This window comes from Bradyrhizobium sp. 139 (genome assembly GCF_023074175.1).
Lineage (GTDB): Bacteria > Pseudomonadota > Alphaproteobacteria > Rhizobiales > Xanthobacteraceae > Bradyrhizobium.
This window is the reverse complement of record NZ_JADPKS010000045.1, coordinates 50,091-71,291: the sequence shown is the minus strand read 5'-3', so window position 1 is coordinate 71,291 and position 21,201 is coordinate 50,091. Positions and strand designations below refer to the sequence as shown.

General features: G+C 64.8%; 20 protein-coding genes. 6 read left to right on the top strand and 14 right to left on the bottom strand.

Annotated elements, in window-relative coordinates; translation table 11 throughout:
- The first annotated feature begins 5 nt into the window (after positions 1-5).
- Positions 6-545: an adenine phosphoribosyltransferase gene (locus IVA80_RS11360; protein ID WP_247429248.1), complete on the top strand. Its 540-nt coding sequence runs from the start codon at positions 6-8 to the stop codon at positions 543-545.
- Between the two features lie 24 nt (positions 546-569).
- Here the strand turns inward: IVA80_RS11360 and IVA80_RS11355 are convergent, their stop codons facing one another.
- The 9 genes from IVA80_RS11355 to IVA80_RS11315 all read right to left on the bottom strand — a co-directional run bounded on the left by IVA80_RS11355 (position 570) and on the right by IVA80_RS11315 (position 10,728).
- A complete protein-coding gene (locus IVA80_RS11355) occupies positions 570-902 on the bottom strand; it encodes a GIY-YIG nuclease family protein (protein ID WP_247429246.1) in 333 nt (110 codons plus the stop codon).
- A 90-nt stretch (positions 903-992) separates the two neighbouring features.
- A complete protein-coding gene (locus IVA80_RS11350; protein WP_247429244.1) occupies positions 993-1,661 on the bottom strand; it encodes a hypothetical protein in 669 nt (222 codons plus the stop codon).
- 62 nt (positions 1,662-1,723) lie between these two features.
- Entirely contained in the window at positions 1,724-2,476 is a 753-nt protein-coding gene (locus tag IVA80_RS11345) for a hypothetical protein (protein WP_247429242.1), read from the bottom strand.
- A gap of 219 nt (positions 2,477-2,695) precedes the next feature.
- Positions 2,696-3,901, bottom strand: a complete 1,206-nt coding sequence (locus IVA80_RS11340; RefSeq protein ID WP_247429240.1) for a M48 family metallopeptidase — start codon at positions 3,899-3,901, stop codon at positions 2,696-2,698.
- Between the two features lie 32 nt (positions 3,902-3,933).
- Entirely contained in the window at positions 3,934-4,494 is a 561-nt protein-coding gene (locus IVA80_RS11335) for a LemA family protein (RefSeq protein ID WP_247429238.1), read from the bottom strand.
- A 135-nt stretch (positions 4,495-4,629) separates the two neighbouring features.
- A complete protein-coding gene (locus IVA80_RS11330) occupies positions 4,630-5,610 on the bottom strand; it encodes a small ribosomal subunit Rsm22 family protein (protein ID WP_247429236.1) in 981 nt (326 codons plus the stop codon).
- A gap of 130 nt (positions 5,611-5,740) precedes the next feature.
- Positions 5,741-9,205 (bottom strand): chromosome segregation protein SMC, encoded by a 3,465-nt coding sequence (gene smc, locus IVA80_RS11325; RefSeq protein WP_247429233.1) that lies wholly within the window; start codon positions 9,203-9,205, stop codon positions 5,741-5,743.
- Positions 9,206-9,422: 217 nt separating this feature from the next.
- Positions 9,423-10,094 (bottom strand): DsbA family protein, encoded by a 672-nt coding sequence (locus tag IVA80_RS11320; protein ID WP_247429228.1) that lies wholly within the window; start codon positions 10,092-10,094, stop codon positions 9,423-9,425.
- A gap of 139 nt (positions 10,095-10,233) precedes the next feature.
- Positions 10,234-10,728 (bottom strand): DciA family protein, encoded by a 495-nt coding sequence (locus IVA80_RS11315; RefSeq protein WP_247429225.1) that lies wholly within the window; start codon positions 10,726-10,728, stop codon positions 10,234-10,236.
- Between the two features lie 122 nt (positions 10,729-10,850).
- On the opposite strand from IVA80_RS11315, the gene mutY reads away from it, so the two are divergent.
- Together mutY and IVA80_RS11305 are read left to right on the top strand one after the other, a co-directional pair.
- A complete protein-coding gene (gene mutY / locus IVA80_RS11310) occupies positions 10,851-11,954 on the top strand; it encodes an A/G-specific adenine glycosylase (RefSeq protein ID WP_247429220.1) in 1,104 nt (367 codons plus the stop codon).
- A gap of 67 nt (positions 11,955-12,021) precedes the next feature.
- Positions 12,022-12,441 carry a PaaI family thioesterase gene (locus tag IVA80_RS11305; protein ID WP_247429217.1) on the top strand — a complete coding sequence of 140 codons (420 nt, stop codon included), beginning with the start codon at positions 12,022-12,024 and terminating at the stop codon, positions 12,439-12,441.
- A gap of 160 nt (positions 12,442-12,601) precedes the next feature.
- Here IVA80_RS11305 and IVA80_RS11300 read toward each other — a convergent pair whose 3' ends face one another.
- On the bottom strand, positions 12,602-13,882 hold the full coding sequence (locus IVA80_RS11300) for a flavin-dependent oxidoreductase (RefSeq protein WP_247429214.1): 1,281 nt from the start codon (positions 13,880-13,882) through the stop codon (positions 12,602-12,604).
- A gap of 128 nt (positions 13,883-14,010) precedes the next feature.
- Here IVA80_RS11300 and IVA80_RS11295 point away from each other — a divergent pair, with 128 nt between their 5' ends.
- The gene (locus IVA80_RS11295; protein WP_247429211.1) at positions 14,011-14,631 is read left to right on the top strand and encodes a glutathione S-transferase family protein; all 621 of its coding nucleotides are present in this window, start codon (positions 14,011-14,013) and stop codon (positions 14,629-14,631) included.
- Positions 14,632-14,736: 105 nt separating this feature from the next.
- Here the strand turns inward: IVA80_RS11295 and IVA80_RS11290 are convergent, their stop codons facing one another.
- Complete coding sequence (locus tag IVA80_RS11290; protein WP_247429208.1) at positions 14,737-15,654, bottom strand: LysR family transcriptional regulator; 918 nt, start codon at positions 15,652-15,654, stop codon at positions 14,737-14,739.
- Between the two features lie 91 nt (positions 15,655-15,745).
- Between IVA80_RS11290 and IVA80_RS11285 the strand changes: the two genes are divergently transcribed.
- Together IVA80_RS11285 and IVA80_RS11280 are read left to right on the top strand one after the other, a co-directional pair.
- On the top strand, positions 15,746-16,189 hold the full coding sequence (locus IVA80_RS11285; protein ID WP_247429206.1) for a nuclear transport factor 2 family protein: 444 nt from the start codon (positions 15,746-15,748) through the stop codon (positions 16,187-16,189).
- A 232-nt stretch (positions 16,190-16,421) separates the two neighbouring features.
- Positions 16,422-18,431: a methyl-accepting chemotaxis protein gene (locus IVA80_RS11280; RefSeq protein ID WP_247429203.1), complete on the top strand. Its 2,010-nt coding sequence runs from the start codon at positions 16,422-16,424 to the stop codon at positions 18,429-18,431.
- A gap of 60 nt (positions 18,432-18,491) precedes the next feature.
- On the opposite strand, the gene IVA80_RS11275 is transcribed toward IVA80_RS11280, so the two are convergent.
- From IVA80_RS11275 to IVA80_RS11265, 3 genes are all read right to left on the bottom strand, one after another.
- A complete protein-coding gene (locus IVA80_RS11275) occupies positions 18,492-19,178 on the bottom strand; it encodes a glutathione S-transferase family protein (RefSeq protein WP_247429200.1) in 687 nt (228 codons plus the stop codon).
- A gap of 132 nt (positions 19,179-19,310) precedes the next feature.
- Entirely contained in the window at positions 19,311-19,637 is a 327-nt protein-coding gene (locus IVA80_RS11270) for a hypothetical protein (RefSeq protein ID WP_247429197.1), read from the bottom strand.
- Between the two features lie 185 nt (positions 19,638-19,822).
- A complete protein-coding gene (locus IVA80_RS11265; protein WP_276007161.1) occupies positions 19,823-20,953 on the bottom strand; it encodes a site-specific DNA-methyltransferase in 1,131 nt (376 codons plus the stop codon).
- Positions 20,954-21,201 lie beyond the last annotated feature (248 nt).

Genomic DNA, 21,201 nt, shown 5'->3' with positions numbered 1-21,201 from the left:
CACCAATGACCTTTGACCACGATCTGAAGGCGAGCGTCCGCACCATCCCCGACTATCCCAAGCCGGGAATCATGTTCCGCGACATCACCACGCTGCTTGCGGATGCGCGCGCCTTCCGCCGCGCGGTCGACGAGCTCGTCAATCCCTGGGCCGGCAACAAGATCGACAAGGTCGCCGGCATGGAAGCGCGCGGCTTCATCATCGGCGGCGCGGTGGCGCATCAGGTCTCGGCCGGCTTCGTGCCGATCCGGAAGAAAGGCAAGCTGCCGCACACCACCGTGCGCATCGCTTACTCTCTCGAATACGGCATCGACGAGATGGAGATGCATGTCGATGCGATCCAGCCCGGCGAGCGCGTGATCCTGGTCGACGATCTCATCGCCACCGGCGGCACCGCGGAAGGCGCGGTCAAGCTGCTGCGCCAGATCGGCGCCAATGTGGTCGCCGCCTGCTTCATCATCGATCTGCCCGATCTCGGCGGCGCCACCAAGCTGCGCGCGATGGACGTGCCGGTGCGCACGCTGATGACGTTCGAGGGGCACTGAGCCGCGTCGGCGCCGCGGCGATCGTCAGATCGCCTCGGCCTTCAATGCTGACCGCCAATGCAGCATGCGCTCTTTGAGCAGTGCGTTCCTGACATAGTCCGTCTCCTCATCTTCCAGACGCTCGCATTCGCCGAACGTCAGTCCCGTCTCGCCATGCGTGCTCCACGCAGCCTGGAGACTGCGACAGGGATGGCCGCCTTGGCGCAGGGAGAACCAGATGCGGTTCTGGATTGTCTCCAGGTTCGCCGCCTGGCCGACCCAGGCTTCGCCCGATGCCGCGCAGCACACGACGTAGATGCCCGCAATGGTCTTGCGCTCCTTGTAGGCGGCGATGGCCGCCTTCCGGTCGATGCTCACGGGGTAGGACCTTGCTGAGAGGGATACCGATGCCCGCCTCAATAGACACGGTCGGGGCCGCAGTCAATATTATCCGGGTAAAATCATCGCCTAAGACCGCTGCAGGATCAGGCTGAGCTCGAGCTCACGGAAGGCGAGATAGTTCCGCCGGGTCCACTGGTGCAGTTCGGTGGAGGCGTCCTTCTCCTGGCGCAGGTAGCCGGTGAAGGAGAAGTTCAGCCGGTCGATATAGGTCTTCAGGAAGCCGGGCAGCGCCGGCAGGCGCAATAGCCGGCCGCCGGCCATCGCAGCCGGCAACTCGCCGCGGATGATGAACTCATTGTCGACGGTGATCAGGTTGATCCGCGGGATCTGTCCGCGCAGCATCTCGTGGGCGCGGGCCGAGACGCGGTCGGTGTCGGCGACGAACAGGATCATCGGCGCGACGTGACGGCGCGCGGCCTCCTTCAGCAAGCCGATCTCGTCGGTCATCTTGAAGAACTCGTCGAAGGCGTGGAAGCCGAGGTCGATCACCTTGGCCATGCCGTCGTCGACGATGACGCGATCCATCAGCTGCATCTTGCCGTAAGTGTCGATCACGTCGGCGGTCTCGGTGATCTTGGGCAAATAGTCGAGTAGCGACGGTTCCTTCAGGTTGACGTCGAAGGCTGCGACATCGCCGTTCTTGAGCAGCAAAAATTCGCTCAATAGCCGCGCCAGCAGCGTCTTGCCGACCTGCGGGCGGGGCGAGCAGATGATGTAGAGGGGCGTCGCGGGCATCAACAGCTATATCTGCGCGGATTTCACCACTCAATCCAGCCGCATCCGCCCGACTTGCGCAACTATTTTTCGCTGTTGCGCGCGGTGGGCTTCGAGCCGACGATGTCGGTCAGCCGGATCCGGTCGAACTCGCTCCAGACGTTCGCCAGCCAGTGCCGGACATAGCCGCGCAGCACGAAGGAGTAATTGGCGGCATCATCGTTGATGCCCTTGTTGGCGACGAATTTCAGGAACGGAACGGACGAGACCTCGACCTGCTCATAGGCCATTTCGTTGAGCTTGGGGATGGTCAGCTCGGTCGCATCCTTGATGCGATGGAAGTAGGAATTATAGGTCGCCTGGTCCCACTGGAAGAACTGGGTGTCATTAATGAAGTTCTTCACCAGGAAGTACTTGGCGCCGGTCATGAAGCCTGCCGTCTCTGCAATCTCATCGAGCGAGGCGATCGAGGGGCCGAGGATGTGGAACACCGCGAAGGTGATCTGGCCGGCCTTGGCGGCGTCGAGGAAGCCGATGTCGCGCAAGGAGGCGAGTGCCGGCGAAAGCAGGCCGGCGCGGACGTCGATCACGGTTACCGACGGGCTCGTCGCATTGAGGGTATCGAAGATCTTCATCTGATCCGACGTCGTCGTCATGTCGACGATCTCGGTGATGTCAGGATGGAAGCGCTTCAGGGTTCCGCGCGGCGACTCCGTGTCGAACGCGCGGGTCGGCACGTTGTTGGCGGAAAAATAATCGAGCAAGGTGCGCGATACCGTGGTCTTGCCGACCCCGCCCTTGTCCGCGCCCACCACTACCACTGCCGGCTTTGCCATTGCTGTCCCCTAACGCGCGCCCCCGATCGCGAGGTCGCAATCGGCCGGGCCCCAAATCGATGTCCCAAGGATGTCCCCAAGGATGTCCCAAGTCTGCTGTTGGGCGCGAACATGGCAGAAACAAGGGAGAATTCAATTCCTCGGCATGCAGTTACGGCAATTCCCGAGGTTTTTCCCAATCGCGGCGAAAGCTGCCGCGCGTGGCGTCCAATCACGCGCTCAATGGCGACCCCAAGGACCCATGGGATTGTCCATCGGATTGCTGCTCGCGGCTTTGGAGAGGTTGGGCACGGGCGGCGGACTGGCCGAACCGCCTGCATCGTTCCAAGGCCCCTGGCGTAACGGCGGCGGGCCGTCCTGCTGCTCAACCTGTGCCTCAGGCTCGTCCGCCTCGTCAGGTGGCGGCAGCGGGCCGGGATCATGGCCGCCGGCGAACTTGACCAACGCGTCGACCCGGGACTGCACCGAGGGATGGGTTGCAAACAAATCGGCAAAGCCTTCGCGCGGATTGTCGACGCAGAGCTCCATCACCGCCGAGGTCGCGCCCGGCAGCTCGCCGCGGTTCTCGATCTTGCGCAGCGCCGAGATCATGGCGTCCGGATTTTTCGTCAGCTCGACCGAGCCTGCGTCGGCAAGGTATTCGCGCGAACGCGACAGCGCGAGCTTCACCACTTGCGACACCAGCCAGGCCACCACGATCAGCACGACTGCGATGATGATCACGATCACCGCGCCGCCGCCGGAGCTCTTGCTGTCGCTCGATGACGAGGACGATCGCGAGGAGGAGGAGCCCGATGACCACGAACCGCCGGAACTCCAGCTCAAATTCGTGAACAGGCGGAAGAACAATTCGCCGAAGAAGCCGACCGCGCCGGCGATGATGACGGCGACGACCATGAGCTGCACGTCGCCGTTCTTGATGTGGGTCAGCTCGTGGCCCAGCACCGCCTCGATCTCCTTGTCGTTCAGCGCATTGAGGAGACCCGTGGTCACGGTGATCGCATATTGACGCGGATTGAGGCCGGTCGCAAACGCGTTTAGCGCCGGGCTCTCCATGATCTTCAGCTTCGGCATCGTGATGCCGCGCGAGATGCAGAGGTTTTCGAGCAGATTGTAGAGCCGCGGCTCGTCTTGCCGGGTGACATCGTGGCCGCCGGTCACGGCATCGATCATCGACTGGTGGAAGAAATATGCGATCACGATCCAGACGGCCGCTGCAATCGTCGCGAACGGCGAGGCTTTGAGCAGGTCGGAGAAGGCGCGGCTCAGATAGAAGGCGACGGTCTGGTCGCTGTCGATGAGAACTTCGGCGATCAGCGCGCCGGCATAGACCAGCACGTAGATCAGCAGGAACAGACCGGCGAGCAGCAGCATCGAACGAAACTTGTTCGAGGCGATGTGCGTGTAGAGACCATACGCGGCCATGACGCGCTGCCCTGCCGGCCTATCGGCTCAACTCAGAACTTCACCTGCGGCGTGGCCTCGACCTCAGTGCGGCTGGCGCCGAGATCGAAGAAATCCTTCCTGGTGAAGCCGAACATGCCGGCGAACAAAGCTGCGGGCATCTGCTGGATGCCGGTGTTGTACTCCTGGACCGCGTTGTTGAAGAAGCGGCGGCTCGCCGCGATCTTGTTCTCGAGGTCCGAGAGCTCGCTGGCGAGCTGCTGGAAATTGGTATTGGCCTTGAGGTCCGGGTAGGCCTCCGACAGCGCGATCAGCCGGCCGAGCGCGCCCGAGAGCTGATTCTCGGCAGCGGACACCTGCGCCGGCCCCTGCGCCGACATCGCCGAATTGCGCGCCTTGATGACGTCGTCGAGCGTGCCGCGCTCGTGCGAGGCATAGCCTTTCACCGTCTCGACCAGATTCGGGATCAGATCGTGGCGCTGCTTGAGCTGCACGTCGATGTCGGCAAAGGCCTGGCCGACGCGTTGGCTCAGCGCCACCAGCCGGTTGTAGGCACTGAAGGCGAACAGCACGAGGACGGCGATGACGCCGAGAACGATCCAGCCGGTCGACATGGAGAACTCCTGATGGGGAAGAAGGCGGGCGCAGCCTAAACCAAATTGGCGCGGAGCGAGAGCCCGGCGCAGAGGGCAGGTAAGCCTTGGTCGAATGAGGAACCATCCGAGTTCAAGGCAAAGCGGGTAACGAGGTTAACTTTCGGACATGACGGCATCGCCCCAGCGCCAGCGCCGCGCATCCGCGTACGCGGCCTTGTCGCGTCGGGGGACCTTTGTCAGCGCGAGGCCGCCCTCGGTGCAGAGCTTGGCCGTGATCTCGGCCTTGCCGAGATCCGGCGGCGCCAGCACGCGCGAGGCGCGCGCTACGGGCGGTGTGCGGGTCAGGGCGACGTAGATAAACCTCTCGTCCTCGAACGGTACGTCAGCGCCCTTGATCTGGCGGTGCGCTTGCGAGCGCGGCAGGCGCTGACTGAAATGGCACCAGTCGGGCGCAATCAGCGGACACGGCTTTTCGTGCGGACAGGGCGCGGCGACATAGGCGCCCGCCGCGATCAGTTGCTGGCGCAGCGCGAGAATGCGTGCGTAGCCGGCGGGTGTCCCGGGCTCGATCACGACCAGCGCGTGGCGCGCTTTCGCCCACATCGTTTCCGCGAGATTGCGTTGATTTCCCACACTGAGTTCGCCGATGACATAGCTCGCAACGACGAGATCGGCTTGCGAAACCTCGGCGAGGTTCGCATCGGCATCGCCCGGCAGATAGCGACAATCCGCCAGCCGCGTGCTGTCTTGCGCGAGCTCGAGCGCCAGCCGGCTCAGGGGGGCGTTGGCATCGAGCAGGGTGAAGGATTGCAGCGACGGAAAGGCTTCTGCGGCTGCCCAGCTCGCGGTGCCCGGACCGGCGCCGACATCGAGCAATGTTTCCGGAGCAAAGTCCGGTGCAATCCCGGTCAGCGCATTCAGGCTCGCGGCCACGGCGGCATAGGTTGCCGGCATGCGCGCCAGCGCATAGGCCAGCGCATCGGCCTCCGACTTGATCGTGCCGGAGCCGCCGCCTGCGCGATAGGTGGTGGAGATCTGCGACGATCGCCGTGCCGCATCGGTGCGGGAGAAGCCCTGGAGCTTGCCGTCGAGCGCGGCTTTGAGTTCGGCGGGGAGGGTGGGAGAGATCATCATCCGCGGTCATGCCCCGCGCAGGCGGGGCATCCAGTAATCCGATACAGTGCCGTCAACCGAGGAGCCGCGGCGTACTGGATCATCCGCTTTCGCGGATGATGACGTCAATGGGTGCGGAACGACTTCAGCCTCACGCCACGTTCTGGTCGAGAATGTCCACCGCCTCTTGCAGGTTTACCGACACCAGCTGCGAGACGCCGCGCTCGGCCATGGTGACGCCGAACAGACGGTTCATCCGCGCCATCGTGATCGGATTGTGCGTGATGATGATGAAGCGCGTGTCGGTCGAGCCGGTCATCTCGTGCAAGAGGTTGCAGTAGCGCTCGACGTTGTGGTCGTCGAGCGGTGCGTCGACTTCGTCCAGCACGCAGATCGGCGACGGGTTGGTGAGGAACACCGCGAAGATCAGTGCCATCGCGGTCAGTGCCTGCTCGCCGCCCGAGAGCAGCGACAGCGTCTGCGGCTTCTTGCCCGGCGGCTTGGCGATGATTTCGAGACCGGCCTCCAGCGGGTCGTCGCTCTCGATCAGGTGCAGCGCCGCCTCGCCGCCGCCGAACAGCTCGACGAACAGGCGCTTGAAATGGTTGTTGACGACCTCGAACGAGGTCAAGAGCCGCTCGCGCGCCTCCTTGTTGAGACTCTGGATGCCCTGGCGCAGCCGCTTGATGGCTTCGACGAGGTCGTCGCGCTCGGTGACGAGGCCGGTGTGCTGGGTTTCGACCTCGCGCAGCTCTTCCTCGGCGCGCAAATTCACCGCGCCCAGGCGCTCGCGGTCGCGGCGCATCTTTTCGAGGTCTTCCTCGATGTCGTGCAGCGGCGGCAGTTCGGCGCCGGGCCCGATCTCTGCGAGGCCGGCAACGGCCTGCGGCTCGACTTCCAGCATGTCGCGGATCTCGCGCTCGATGTCCTCGAGCCGGCGCCGTGCGCCTTCCATGCGTTCCTCGGCGCGGGCGGTGGCCTCGCGGGAGCTGGAGAGCGCCTCGAGGGTCAATTTCGCGACGCGATCGGTTTCGGCCATCGCGGTCTCCGCCGAGGCGAGCGCGTCGGCGGCCATGCGGCGGTCGTTCTCCGCGTATTCGATCTCGGTGATTAGCGCGCTGCGCTTCTCGGCGAACACGGCGGGCGCGTTTTCGAGATCGCTGCGCTCGATCGAGACCTCGGTGATGCGGGTCTGGATGGTGTCGATATGGGAGGCCGCGCTCTCCTTGCGGCTCTGCCACTCGGTGCGTTCGGCGAGGATCGCCTGCACGCGGCGATCGGCGAGCTCGGCTTCACGCGCCAGCGCCTGCGCCTCGGCGCGGACCTGGGCGGCCATCCGGCGATGGCCTTCGATGTCGCTGCGGACCGCGGCGAGACGGGTCTCGGTCTCCTCGCTCGACGGCAGCTCGGTGATCCCGGCTTCGGCATATTCGTAGGCCGCTTCGGCCTCGGCACGGTCGGCGGCGAGACGGCTATGGGCTTCGATCAGCGCCGATTTGCGGGCGGCGTGACGGTTGATCTCGCGCTCGGCTGTGGCGTGGCGCTCACGCGCGACGTTGAGCTCGCGCTGGGCGGCGCGCCAGGCCTCGCGGCTCGCACCTTCGGTGCTGGCGGCCATCTGCAACTCGGACTCGGCGTTCTCCAGCGCCTGACGCTTGATCTGCGCGTCAATGCGGGCCTGCTCCAGCTCGTTCTCGATGTCGACGAGGCGGGCGCGCTCGGCAAGGCGCCGTGCCGCGCCGGTCGGGGCGTGGGCGGCTGCGACAAAGCCGTCCCAGCGCCAGACGTCGCCCTCGGGCGAGACCAGCCGCTGGCCGGTCTTGAGCTGCGAGATGAGCTCGGCGCCGCGTTCGCGCGGTACTACGCCGATCTGCGCCAGGCGGCGCGCCAGCTCGGCGGGGGCCTGAACGTGGCTCGCGAGCGGCACGACGCCCTCGGGCAGCTCCGGATCGCCGTCGGTGACGCCGGCATTGGTCCAGCGCATCGGCGCGGACGGATCGACCGGCGCATCGAGATCGTCGCCGAGCGCGGCGCCGATCGCCTTCTCAAACCCCTTGTCGACGCTGATCCCGTCGATGATCGGCGGCCACAGATTCTTGGTCTCGCCGTTGACGATCTTGGAGATCGTGCGCGCTTCGGTCTCGAGCCGCTGCACGCGTTTGTCGGCCTCGACGAGCGGTGAGCGCGAGGATTCCAGCGTCTGACGCGCGGCAACGTGCGCAGCTTCGCTCGCCTGGGCCGCGGCTTCCGAAGCAGCAAGCGTCTGCTCCGCGTTCTCGACCGTTGCGGACAGCTCGTCGAGATCGCCGAAGCCGCCGGTCTCGTCGGCAAGCTTCTGCTCCTCGGCCGCGACGTTCGAAATCTCCTGGTCGAGACGGGCGAGCTTGTCGCGGTGGGTGCGGACATTGGCCTCGAGCTGGTTGCGCTTGGCGGTGAGGTCGGCAAGCGCCGTGGTGAGTTCGGCGAACTGCTGTTCGGTTTCGGTCAGCACCGCCTCGGCTTCCGCGACGCGCTCGTCGACGCCGGATCGCTTTTCGACGCGCGACTTGATTTCTTCCTTCAACTCGGCGTCTTCAGTATCGAGCCGCTGGAGCGCGACGTCTGCGTCCATGGTCTGCTGCTGGGCGCGGGAGATGTCGCCTTCGAATTGCGCAAGGCGCCGCTCGAGCTCGGCGACGCGCTCCTTGGCGCGCTCTTCCTCGCGGTCGAGCAGCTCGCGGGCATTGGTCAGCCGTTGCAGGCCCGCGGCTGCGCGCGCTTCCGCATCGCGCAGCGCCGGCATTTCGGCGGCGCGGATCGCCTGGATGCGGGCGGCTTCGGCCTGGTGCTGGGTGCGCTCGGCCATCTCGCGGACCGCGAGGTCATGGGTCTGGCCGGATTCGTTGACGTCGGCATGCGCGCCGATCCAGCGCAGGTGGAATAGCGTGGCTTCGGCCTTGCGGACCTTGGCCGCGACCTCGCGATAGCGCACGGCTTGGCGGGCCTGCTTCTTCAGGCCCTCCACTTGGCCGGCGAGCTGGCCAATCACGTCCTCGACGCGGGTGAGATTGGTTTCGGCGGCCTTGAGCCGCAACTCGGCCTCGTGGCGGCGGGCATGCAGACCGGCGACGCCGGCAGCGTCTTCCAGCACGCGGCGGCGCTGCTCGGGCTTGGCCTGGATGATCTCGCCGATCTTGCCTTGGTGGACGAGGGCCGGCGAGCGCGCGCCGGTGGCGGCGTCCGCGAACAGGATCTGCACGTCGCGGGCGCGCACGTCGCGGCCGTTGATGCGATAGACCGAGCCCGCCTCGCGCTCGATGCGGCGGGAGATTTCGAGCAGCTGGCTGTCGTTCATCGCCGCCGGCGCGGTGCGATCGGCATTGTCAATCGTCATGGTCACTTCGGCGTGGTTGCGCGCGGGACGGTTGCCGGAGCCGGCAAAAATCACCGCGTCCATGTCGGCGGCGCGCAGCGACTTGTACGAGGTCTCGCCCATCGCCCAGCGCAGCGCCTCGACGAGATTCGACTTGCCGCAGCCGTTGGGTCCGACCACGCCGGTCAGGCCGGGCTCGATGACGAAGTCGGTGGCCTCAACGAAGGACTTGAAGCCGTGAAGGCGCAGGCGGGTGATTTTCATAAGCACGCATCTCTGTTGGCAGGCGCGAATCCCCCTGCCGGGACAATACCATGAAAGGCAATGTCGCTATCCGGGCGAGTCGCGCGAGGCGCCTCATGCGGCTGGACAATGGCCGCGGTGCGCCGCGAGGGCAACCGGCGAAAGCCGCTTTTCCCAAGGGATTTAAGACGGGAAAGATACGGCTTTTGAGATGCGAATCAGGCGTTGAGCGCGAAAATCAGCTCTTCAGCAGCGGATTGATCTTCTTGGCGAATTCCTCGAACGAGGACTCGCCCTTGATCTTCTCGCCGTTGATGAAGAAGGTCGGCGTGGAATCCACCTTCAGAACGTCGCTGGCATATTTCTGGTCGGCGGCGATCTTGTCGAGCAGTGCCTGGTCCTTCAGGCAGGCCTCGACCTGTTGCTGGGTGAGGCCGGCCTGCTTGCCGATCCGCGTCAGGGTCTCGGTGGTGTTCTTCACCACCCAGTCGTTCTGCTGGCGGAACAGCATGTCGGTGACTGCGAAGTATTTCGGCGCGTCGCCATTGGCGATGCAGCGCGACAGCATCGAGCCGGCGGCGGCTTTGATGTCGAGCGGGAACTCGCGGAAGATGTAACGCACCTTGCCGGTGTCGATGTATTCCGACTTGATCTTGGGGAACACCTGCTCGTTGAAGGCCGCGCAATGCGGGCAGGTCATCGAGGCGTATTCGGTGATGGTGACGGCGGCGTCCTTCGGGCCCAGCGCCATGTCGGGCAGCGACACCGGCTTCGCCACATCGCCAGCCGCCTGCGCCATGGCTTCAGGGATCATGGCTTCGCTGATGAACCGCAGCGGCGAGAGCCCGGCGAGCGCGGCAAGCCCGGTCAGCGACAGCATCGTGGTGAAGGCGCGGCGGGTGATGATCAAGATCGGCTCCCGAATTGGTGTGGTCTCGCCCAAGGATCCTATCAGGGTTCCCGCCCGGGCGGCCTGTCGCTAGCTTGAAACGTCGTTTGAGGCAATGGCGTGCAGCAAGGACAGGTCCAGATTAGCGGCGGAATAAGGCTCAATTTCGCTTGATGGCAGCCCCGAGCCGCGCCAGTGCCGTCTTCAACTGTTCATCCTCGATGTCGCCCAGGCTCTCCGCCACCTTGGCCACTGATTTGGGATCCGGCGGGCCCGGCCGGGCCGGCCGGCGGGCGCGCGACAGGGGGGCCTGACGGAAGGCGAGCTTGCCGACCGCGCTCCAGCCGAAGAAGCGGTTGACCCGCTCCAGGATCACGCCGGCCGAGTGCTGGATTTCCAGCGCCATCGGCCCCTCAACCCGCAGCACCAGGGTCGCCGGCTCCTGCGGCTGGCCCTCGACCGGCCGCGGCCATTGCATCTTCAAAGGCTCGGCATGGGCCGCAATCTCCGGCCCGGCAATCTGCGCCCAGCGCGTCACCAACTCGCGTGCCGCAAAACCTTGCTTGGCATAGGCCTCGGCAAAGACGTCGTTGAGCAGGACCGCGAGCGGCTTTGCGCTGATGGGACCGGGTTTGATGGGGCGAAGCTTGGACATGCGTCCTTATAGCACTCCGGGGCGTGGCCCATAGGCTCCTCGCTGCGAAGAAAGACGTGGATGCCCGCGACAAGCGCGGGCATGACGTGGAGAGATCGGCCTGACGCCGTTACAGTGAGAGCATGAGCCCAAAATCTGCCCTCAAGGCGAAATCGGAACCAGTTCAGCCGGAGGAGACCTCGTCGCGTCCGCTCGCGCTCCTTGCCTGGTACGACCGCCACCGGCGCCGATTGCCCTGGCGCGCCGCGCCCGGGGAGGCGTCCGACCCTTACCGTGTCTGGATGTCCGAGATCATGCTTCAGCAGACCACGGTGAAGGCGGTCGGGCCCTATTTCGAAAAGTTCGTCGCGCGCTGGCCTGATGTCACGGCGCTGGGGCGGGCCTCGCAGGACGACGTGCTGCGGATGTGGGCCGGGCTCGGCTATTACTCGCGCGCGCGAAACCTTTATGCCTGCGCGGTTGCGGTGACGCGCGAGCATGGCGGCACCTTTCCCGGCACCGAAGAGGGCTTGCGCGCGCTGCCGGGCATCGGGCCTTACACGGCCGCCGCGATCGCGGCGATCGCCTTCGACCGCCGCACCATGCCCGTCGACGGCAATATCGAGCGGGTGGTGTCGCGCCTCTTTGCAGTTGAAGAAGAGCTCCCGCAGGCAAAACCGCTGATCCAGCAACTGGCGGCGACGCTGCTTGCCGACTCTCGCGCGGGCGACAGTGCACAGGCGCTGATGGACCTCGGCTCTTCGATCTGCACGCCGAAAAAGCCGGCTTGTTCGTTATGCCCCCTGAACGAGGACTGCACGGGGCGCGCGCTGGGAACGCAGGAAACGTTTCCGCGCAAGGCGCCAAAGAAGACCGGCGCGCTACGGCGCGGTGCGGCCTTCGTCGTCACGCGCGGCGACGAGCTTCTCGTCCGCAGCCGTCGCGAAAAGGGCCTGCTCGGCGGCATGACCGAGGTGCCGGGCTCGGACTGGCTGGCCGGGCAGGACGATGCCAAGGCGAAGCAGCAGGCGCCGGAGCTGAAGGGGTTGTCGCGCTGGCAGCGCAAGGTCGGCTTGGTCGCCCACGTCTTCACGCATTTTCCGCTGGAACTGGTGGTCTACACGGCCAGGGCCGAGGCCCGCACGCACGCGCCCGAGGGGATGCGCTGGGTGCCCATCGCCACCCTCGCCGACGAAGCATTGCCCAACGTCATGCGCAAGGTGATTGCGCATGGATTGGGTCGCTAGGACTCATCCTGCTGACACCACGCTGTCAGCAACCCTGGGCTACTCACGCAGAGCAACGGAGGGTCGCATGATCAAGACCGCGCTCGACAACTTCAAGAGGCCGCCCTGCGCCGAGCTGCTCGGATGGCGCCTGCTCGATGCCCGCCCGGAGGAAGGCTGGATCAAGCTCGCCTTCGACGGCAAGCCTGAGTTCTGCAATCCGGCCGGTTTCATCCAGGGCGGCATGCTCTCGGCCATGCTCGACGACACCATGGGCCCCGCCGTGCTGGTGATGAGCGAGGGCCGGCTCTACACCACCACCATCAGCATGACCGTGAATTTTCTGGCGCCGGCAAAGCCCGGCCCGATCATCGCCGAGGCGAGGGTGACGCAGCTCGGCAAGACCATTGCGTTCGTCGAAGCGAAGCTGATGGCCGAGGACGGCGCGGTGCTCGCCACCGCAACAGCCAGCGAGCGGCTGCTGGAGGCGGCAAGAGTGGTGCGGTAGTGTTTGGTCGCGCCACGCACTCCGCTTCCCTTCTCCCGCTTGTGGGAGAAGGTGGCGCGAGGCGCCGGATGAGGGGTATCTCTCCGCGTTTACCAGCGTCGCGGCCCTCTCCCACAAGGGGCGAGGGCACATCAATGTGCATCTCGCTTCGCGCGAAAACTCACGCCCCCACGCGCTTCGCATCCGCGCTCACAATCGCAGGCTTGGCGTTCAGCGCCTCGACCTGGAAACCCGCGACGCGCTTGTAGTTGGCGGCGATGTCTTCCAGCTCCTGCTGCGACAACACATCGGTGACCACGCTGTAGCCGCCGGGCGCGCGCTCTTCGACGAGCTGCATGACCTGCTCGGGGCCGTTCTTGCGGTTGAGCAGGACGAGGTCGGTGGTCGCGGGCCGCCGCTCGGCCTCATAGGCGCGCAGCGCCGCGGCCGTTGGGCCATGCGCAAGGATCTCGCGGGTGATGGTGCGGGCATCGAGGATCGCCTGCGAGGCGCCGTTCGAGCCGATCGGGTACATCGGATGCGCAGCATCGCCCATCAGCGTGACGCGGCCAAAAGTCCATTGCGACACCGGATCGCGATCGACCAGCGGATATTCGTAGGCGTGCGGGCAGTTCTTGATCAGGCCGGGCACGTCGAGCCAGTCAAACTGCCAGTTCTCGAACCAGGGCAGGAACTCCTCGAGCCGCGCGGTGCGGTTATAGTCCTCGCGGCGCCACTGATAGGTCGGCGGCATGTGGCGCTCGGCGACCCAGTTGACGAGGTGGTTGCCTGCCGCATCCGGCGCCTTGCTGATCGGATAGCAGACGAATTTCAGGATCTCGTGCCCGGCCATGATCATGGTGCGGCCGGTGAGAAAGGACTTGGCCGGCGTGACGCCGCGCCAGAGGATGCGGCCGTTCCAGATCGGCGGTCCCTCCTGCGGATAGAGCTTTTCTCGCGCGGCGGAATGAATGCCGTCGGCGGCGATCAGGATCGCGCCGTCATAAGTCCCCGCGGCCTTGCCGGTGGCCTTGTCGATGAAATCGGCGCGCACGCCGTCGGCCGTTTCGCTCCAGCCGGTCAGATGATGGCTGGTGAGAATGTTCTCGCGTCCCAGCCGCTCGATCGCGATATCGAGCAGGAGCTGCTGAAGCGTGCCGCGGTGGATCGAGAATTGCGGCCATTTGTAGCCGGCTTCAAGCCCGCGCGGCTCGCTCCAGATCGGTTTGCCATGCTTGGAGAAATAAGCGAGCTCGCTTGTGCGCACGCCGCTGGCGTCCAGCTTGTCCATCAAGCCGAGCTCGATCAGCTCGCGCACCGCATGCGGCAGCACGTTGATGCCGACGCCGAGTGGCTTCAGCTCGGTGACGCTTTCGAACACTTTTGCTGGAACACCGATTCCGTGCAGGCTGAGCGCAAGCGTCAGCCCGCCGATGCCGCCACCGGCGATGAGTACGGTCATGACAAAACCCCTCCGATTGGAGGCGTCTTGACACAGGCGGGCGGCGGTGGGCAACTGCGAAGAGAAGGTCGTGCTATGGACCTGAAGGCCGACAGCCGTTAACTTCCGGCTTTCTCATGAGGTCCGACATGTTCAAGCTCTACTACGCCACCGGTACCTGTGCGCTCGCCACCTACATCACCCTGGAAGAAGCCGGTGCCGACTACGCGGCCGAACGGCTGAGCTTCAAGACCAACCAGCAGAACAGCCCGGACTATCTCGCCATCAACCCGAAGGGCCGCGTGCCGGCGCTGGTGACCGATCGTGGCGTGCTGACTGAGACGCCGGCGATGCTGGCCTATGTCGCACAGACCTTCCCCAAGGCGAAGCTCGCGCCGCTCGATGATCCCTTCGACTTCGCCCAGGTGCAATCGTTCAACTCCTATCTCTGCTCCACCGTGCACATCAACCATGCCCACAAGATGCGCGGCGCGCGCTGGGCGAGCGAGGAGAGCTCGTTCGCCGACATGAAGCAGATGATCCCAAAGACCATGGGCGCCTGCTTCTCCCTGATCGAGCAGAAGATGTTCAGAGGACCGTGGGTGATGGGCGAGCAGTACACGATCTGCGACCCCTATCTTTATACCTTGTCGACCTGGCTCGAAGGCGACAGCGTCGACATCAACGCAACGCCGAAGATCGCTGACCATTTCAAGCGCATGTCGGATCGCCCCGCCGTGCGCAAGGTGATGGACGCGCAGAAGGCGTGAGGCGCGGATTGTAGAGTGGGCAAAGGCGCAAAGCGCCGTGCCCACCATCTTTCCGAGATTGCAATAAAAGTGGTGGGCACGCTTCGCTCTGCCCACCCTACGAAGTTACGAAGCCTTCCGCTTCTCCAGCTCCCGTCCCGTCTCCAGCATCAGCCGCCGCAGCCAGATCGAGCCGGGGTCCATCTGCGCCCGGGTCGGATGGAACATGAACTGTTCGTCGATCCCGGGGTCGAGCGGCGGCGGCACCGTGACGAGACCGAACTGCTTCGACAGTGCCGCGATCAGGCGGCGCGGCACGAAGGCGACGAGGTCGGTGCGGGCGGCGACGTGCAGCGCTTCGAGATAGCCTGACACCACCAGCGAAATGTGCCGCTCGATGCCTTTGCTGCGCAGCCAGGTGTCGATCAGGTCCTCAGGCTGGCCGCGGATGATCACGCCGACATGGCGTGCGGCCAAAAACGTCTCGCGCCGCTTCAGCTTCACTCCCATGGGGTGGCCGCGTCGCACCGCCAGCGCATCGCTGTCGGTATAGAGCAATTGGCGGTGAAAACCCCTAAAGGCGTTGCCGATCGAGATCACGAGATCGATGGTGCGGGCGAACTCGGCGTGGAAGATCGCAGGTCCCCGCCACGGCACGATTTCGATGCGGACGTTGGGTGCGGCCCGCGTCACCTTCTCCATCAACGCCGGCATCAGGAGCTCGACCGCGAGGTCCGGCATCATCAGGCGGAATTGCCGCTCGCTGCGCGCGGCGTCGAAATCGTCCGGCACGAACAGCCCGCGCACCTGGTCGAGCGCCTGCGCCAGTGGCGCGCGCAGCGCCTGTGCCCGCGGCGTCAGCTCCATCCGCGCGCCGTTGCGCACCAGAAGCGGATCGCCGAAAATGTTGCGCAGGCGCTGCAGCGCGTGGCTCGCAGCCGGCTGCGACAGGCCAATCCGCAAGGCAGCGCGGCTGACATTGGCCTCGCGCAGCAGCGCGTCGAGTGCGGTGAGCAGATTGAGGTCAAGCGAATTCAAATTCATGAGGCGAATAGATATCATATTCGCTATCGATTTGAAGAATTCTCATCCAGCGGTGATGATCCCCGTGATGTCACCAAACGGAGATGCCGCCATGAGCGCGAGTGCCAACAAGAAACTGATGCAGGATATCTTTGCCGTCGCCGCCAATCCCGATCCGGCCGTGCGCGACCGCACTTTGTTTACTGCAAGCCTAGCCGATGACGCCAGATGGGTCGTGACCGGGCAATATTCATGGTCGCGCACCTTCACGGGGAAAGAGGCGATCCTCAACGATTTGCACGGCTATGTGCGGACCCGCCTTCGTGACCGGACGCGCACGGTCGCCCACCGCTTCATCGCCGACGGCGACATCGTCGTGGTCGAAGCCAAGGGCGACAACGTCACGCCAGAAGGCGTGCGCTACGACAACGACTATTGCCTGGTGTTTCGCCTGGAGGACGGCAAGATCAAGGAAATCAGGGAATATTGCGACTCGATCCTGACCGAGAAGGCGCTGGGACCGTTTCCGCAAATGGCCGCGAAGGCTGCGAGCTGACCGCGTTGACGCGAGTTTCCTGCGCATCTGCTAACAAAATCAGCAGCTTTCGTCGGCATTGCAGAAACTCGGGCCGAGAAAAGAAGGAGAGGATTAACAAGTGTCGATCATGGTGTGCTCTGCAGCATGAGTGATTCAAGATGCGATCCTTGTGGCTGCGAGGGCGGCCGCTGGCGAATACCGGAAGGCATTCGGCTGTCCTAATTCTGTTGCTTCTGGGTGGACAGTGGAAATGCCGAAGTTTCGTTTGGGGATCAGAGGACGTCTTTACGCCGGGTTCACGGCTCTCGTTCTGGTAGGATTGACCATGGCCGTGGTGGCGGTCTGGAATCTCAGGGCCGTGCAGGATCAGGTCGCAAGACAATCGGCGCTTTCGGACAGCACCGCGCGGGTTCTGGAGATATCGACCCATCTCCAGGCCATCCAGCGCGCCAATCTGCGATACATCTACGACGCCAGCGAGCCAGCGATGAAGGAGGCCGCCGAGCGGGAGACCGCGGCGAGCGAGCTGTTGAAAGTCGGGGCGCAGGGGACGCTTTCGGAGGAGCGGCGGAAGCTCTACAACGATCTGATCGCCGACATCGCGAAAATGCGCAGCCTGCGGGACAATCTCGGCGACGCCGTCAACGAGGCGCGAACGGGCAAGGCGACGCTGCTGCCGAGCGGCGACGAATTGACCGTCAAGATGGGCAAGCTGGTCGACACGGCGCGTGCAGCCGTTGACGAAGACACCGCGGCCCTGGTCGCCGACCTCGAATCCAGGCTCCTACTCGTTCAAATCGCGAACTGGCGTTTCCTGGCCTTGCGAGACGTCAAGGGGCCCGCGAATTTCAGAACCAATGTGGACAGGGCAGCGCAGCGGCTCGCGGCGCTCGAAAAGAGCCCGCAGGCGGCAGAATTGCGAACCACGCTCGCGCCGGTGAAGACCTCGCTCGGAATCTACAAATCCGCCTTCGAGACGACGTCGGCCGCGATGCTCCAGGCCGACGAGATCTACCACAAGAACCTCGCGCCGCTCATCGTCGAGAGCATCGCCAAGCTCAAGGTCGCGGAAACCGCCTTGAAGAAAGACTACAAGGAATCGCGCAACCGAGCCGAAGCCGTGATCGACGGCACCACGACCGTGCAGGAGATCGCGGGCGGCCTTGCCACCCTGTTCGGATTGATCGTCGCCTTCCTGATTGCCCGCAGCATCGTAGGTCCCCTGACGTCGATGACGCGCGCGATGGGGCTGCTTGCCGGCGGCAATCTCGAGGTCGAGATTCCCGGCCGCGGCAAGGCCGATGAGATCGGCGACATGGCCAAGGCGATCGAGGTGTTCAAGACCAACATGCTTGACACCGAACGCCTGCGCGCGGAGCAGAGCGAGCTCGAGGCGCGGCAGGCCGAGAGCCGCAAGGCCGACATGGTCCGGCTCGCCGACCAGTTCGAGCAGGCGGTCGGCGAGATCGTCGACACCGTGTCGTCAGCGTCGGGCGAACTGGAGGCTTCGGCCGGCACGCTGACTGCGACCGCGACGCGCGCGCAGGATCTGTCGACCGAAGTGGCATCGGCCTCTCAGGAGGCCTCGGCCAACGTGCAGGCCGTTGCGTCGGCGACCGAAGAGCTGTCCTCCTCGGTCACGGAAATCGCCCGCCAGGTGCAGGAATCCGCCCGCATCGCCAACGAGGCCGTCGGGCAGGCCAGCAGGACGAACGAACGCGTCAGCGAGCTGTCCAGGGCGGCCGCCCGCATCGGCGACGTGGTCGAGTTGATCAGCACGATTGCCGGCCAGACCAACCTGCTCGCGCTGAACGCCACCATCGAGGCCGCGCGAGCCGGCGAGGCCGGGCGCGGCTTTGCGGTGGTCGCCTCCGAGGTCAAGGCGCTGGCCGAGCAGACCGCGAAGGCCACCGGCGAGATCGCCCAGCAGGTCTCCGGCATCCAGGCCGCGACCGAGGAGTCGGTCGGGTCGATCCGGGAGATCAGCGGCACGATCGAGCGGCTGTCGGAGATTTCGTCGGCGGTTGCCGCAGCCGTGGAAGAGCAGGGCGCGGCGACGCAGGATATTTCCCGCAACGTCCAGCAGGCGGCCCATGGCACGCAGCGTGTCTCGACAAATATTGGCGACGTGCAGCGCGGCGCGTCCGAGACCGGCTCGGCCTCCTCGCAGGTGCTTTCGGCGGCGCGCTCGCTGTCGGCCGACAGCAACCGGCTGAAGCAAGAGGTCGCCAGGTTCCTGAACTCGGTCCACGCCGCCTGAGTCTCAAAAGCAAAAGGCCACGCGCATGCGCGTGGCCTTTCGAATCGCGGCGTGGTGCGATCAGGCCACTTTCGTCGTCATGTGCTTGAACATGTTGCCGCGGGCCTCGTCGTCCATCTCGGCCTTGAAGGTGAACTTGTCCTTCAGTGCGATCGCGCGCGCGGCCGCAGGCCTGCCCGAGATTTCGTCGACCAGCCGCTTGACGTTCGGGTATCGCGCAAAGGCGTCGTCGCCGAGCTTGAACGGCACCATCCGTGCCCAGCCCCACAGCGCCATGTCGACGATCGAATAGCTGTCGCCAACCATGTAGCGGCGGCCTTTGAGGTGACCGTCGACAATCTTGTAGTGGCGATCGGTCTCGTACTGGTAGCGGTTATGGGCGTAGTCGTGGTTCTGATCCTTCGGCGCAAAGTGCTTGAAGTGCACGGCCTGGCCCGAATAGGGGCCGAGGCCGGTGGCGATGAACATCAGCCATGACAGCATCTCGCCGCGCACAGCGGGGGCAGGCAGGAATTTTCCGGTCTTCTCGGCGAGATAGAGCAGGATGGCGTTCGAGTCGAAAACGATGGTGCCGTTGTCGTCGATCGCCGGCACCTTGCCGTTCGGATTGATCTTGAGAAATTCCGGCGCGAATTGCTCGCCTTTGCGGGTGTCGATCTTGACCGGTTCGAAGGGCAGGCCGGACTCTTCCAGATAAAGCGCGACCTTGGTCGGGTTCGGCGACCCGTTGAAATAAAATTTGAACATCGATCATCTCTCCAGTGTCTGTTGGCTAAGAGCGAACGCAGCGTCATTGCCGCCGGCGGCCTTGTCTTGCCTGAACCTCGTCGGGGAGGGCAACCGGCGAGTTTGCCGGGCGGCATCTGCGTGGTGCGCAGATCAGCCGGCGTAACAAAGGCCGATTGCCGCCGTAACCACCATTGCCGCGCCGACCGCTTCCAGCCGCAGCCCGAGCCGCGTCGCGATGTGCATGTCGGAGGCCCGCGCCGCACGCTCCGATCCCCGCGCGTAGCCGTGCACGATGACGTCGTGATTGAAGCTGTCGTGGGCCTCGTTGCTGCTGGCGAGCCCGACGCAGACCACGAGCACGCCGAACAGCGCAAGCCCGAAAAACCCCAGCAGCGCAATGAGGAACATCGGAAACATGCCGAGCAGGAAGATCGGCAGCAGCGGCACCAGCAGCAAAGTCTCGGACTGTCGTCGCATGGGAGCCGGACCGGCCAGGACGGGAGCGATGCGGTGAACCTAGTCCTGCTGAGGCCCGCGTTCAACCACTGTCATTCCGGGGCGCGCGAAGCGCGAGCCCGGAATCCATTGGGCCCGCTTGTACTGTAGTTAGATGGATTCCGGGCTCGCTCGCTCCGTTCGCGCCCCGGAATGACGGAGAGATACTATTCCGCCGCCATGCCGGCGCGGATTTCGGCGCGGAGTTCGTCGATCAGCTTGAGACCCTTCTTGGTCTCGATGTGCCAGAAGGTCCAGCCGTTGCAGGCTTGCGCGCCTTGCGCCACGGCGCCGATGCGGTGGATCGAGCCGACCTTGTCGCCGAGCATGATGGCGCCGTCGGCGCGGACGAGTGCGCCGAGCTTCTTCTTGGCGTCAAACAGTTTCGTGCCGGGCATGATCATGCCGCGCTCGATCAGTTCGGAGAACGCGACCCGCGGCGCGTCGCGCGCGGTCATGAACGGGGCGAGGCTTGCCTCCGGCAGCGGCTCGACCGCGGCGATGCGCATCTGTGCCGCCTTCGCATAGGTCTTGTCGCGCTCGAAGCCGATATAGGAGCGGCCGAGGCGCTTTGCGACCGCGCCGGTGGTGCCGGTGCCGTTGAAGGGATCGATCACGAGATCGCCGGGTTTGGAGGACGACAGCAGCACGCGCGCGAGCAGGCCTTCCGGCTTTTGCGTCGGATGCACTTTCTTGCCGTCGGCGCCCTTGAGGCGCTCCTCGCCGGTGCAGAGCGGGATCAGCCAGTCGGAACGTGCCTGCACGTCCTCGTTCGCCGCCTTCAGCGCTTCGTAGTTGAACGTGTAGCCCTTGGCCTTCTCGTCACGCGCGGCCCAGATCATGGTCTCGTGCGCGTTGGTGAAGCGGCGGCCGCGGAAATTCGGCATCGGGTTGGACTTGCGCCAGACGATGTCGTTCAGGAGCCAGAAGCCGAGGTCCTGCATGATCGCGCCGACGCGGAAGATGTTGTGATAGGAGCCGATCACCCAGATCGTCGCCGACGGCTTCATCGCGCGGCGGGCGGCGAGCAGCCAGGCACGGGTGAAATCGTCATAGGCCGCGAACGAATCGAACTTGTCCCACTCGTCGTTGACGGCATCGACATGGGATTCGTCGGGGCGCTTGAGATCGCCCTTGAGCTGGAGATTGTAGGGCGGATCGGCGAACACGAGGTCGACCGAACCAGCCTGAAGCTTCGACATCTCGGCGACGCAATCGCCCAGAATGATGCGATGCGAGGCGGACTCGAAATTTGTGCGGGGCGCCCTTGCAGACGCCCCGCGACGCGACTCTACCATGACTCAAGAACTCTGACTCAGGCGACGCTGTCGGCGACGCGGGACCAAACAACCGACTGACCGTTACCTTGAAGGGGCAAAGTAAAAATCGACTTAATCCGCCGCTTTCGTGAACAACCCTCGCATCGCGTCTCGCAAGCGGGTCGTCGTGCGCATTCGCCGTATTTTACAGTGTATTTCGCGTTTCGCTGCGTCGCGGGAGCAGCCGAAGCTCCAAAAGGCTCCAAATTTCTCTCGGAAAAAATTGC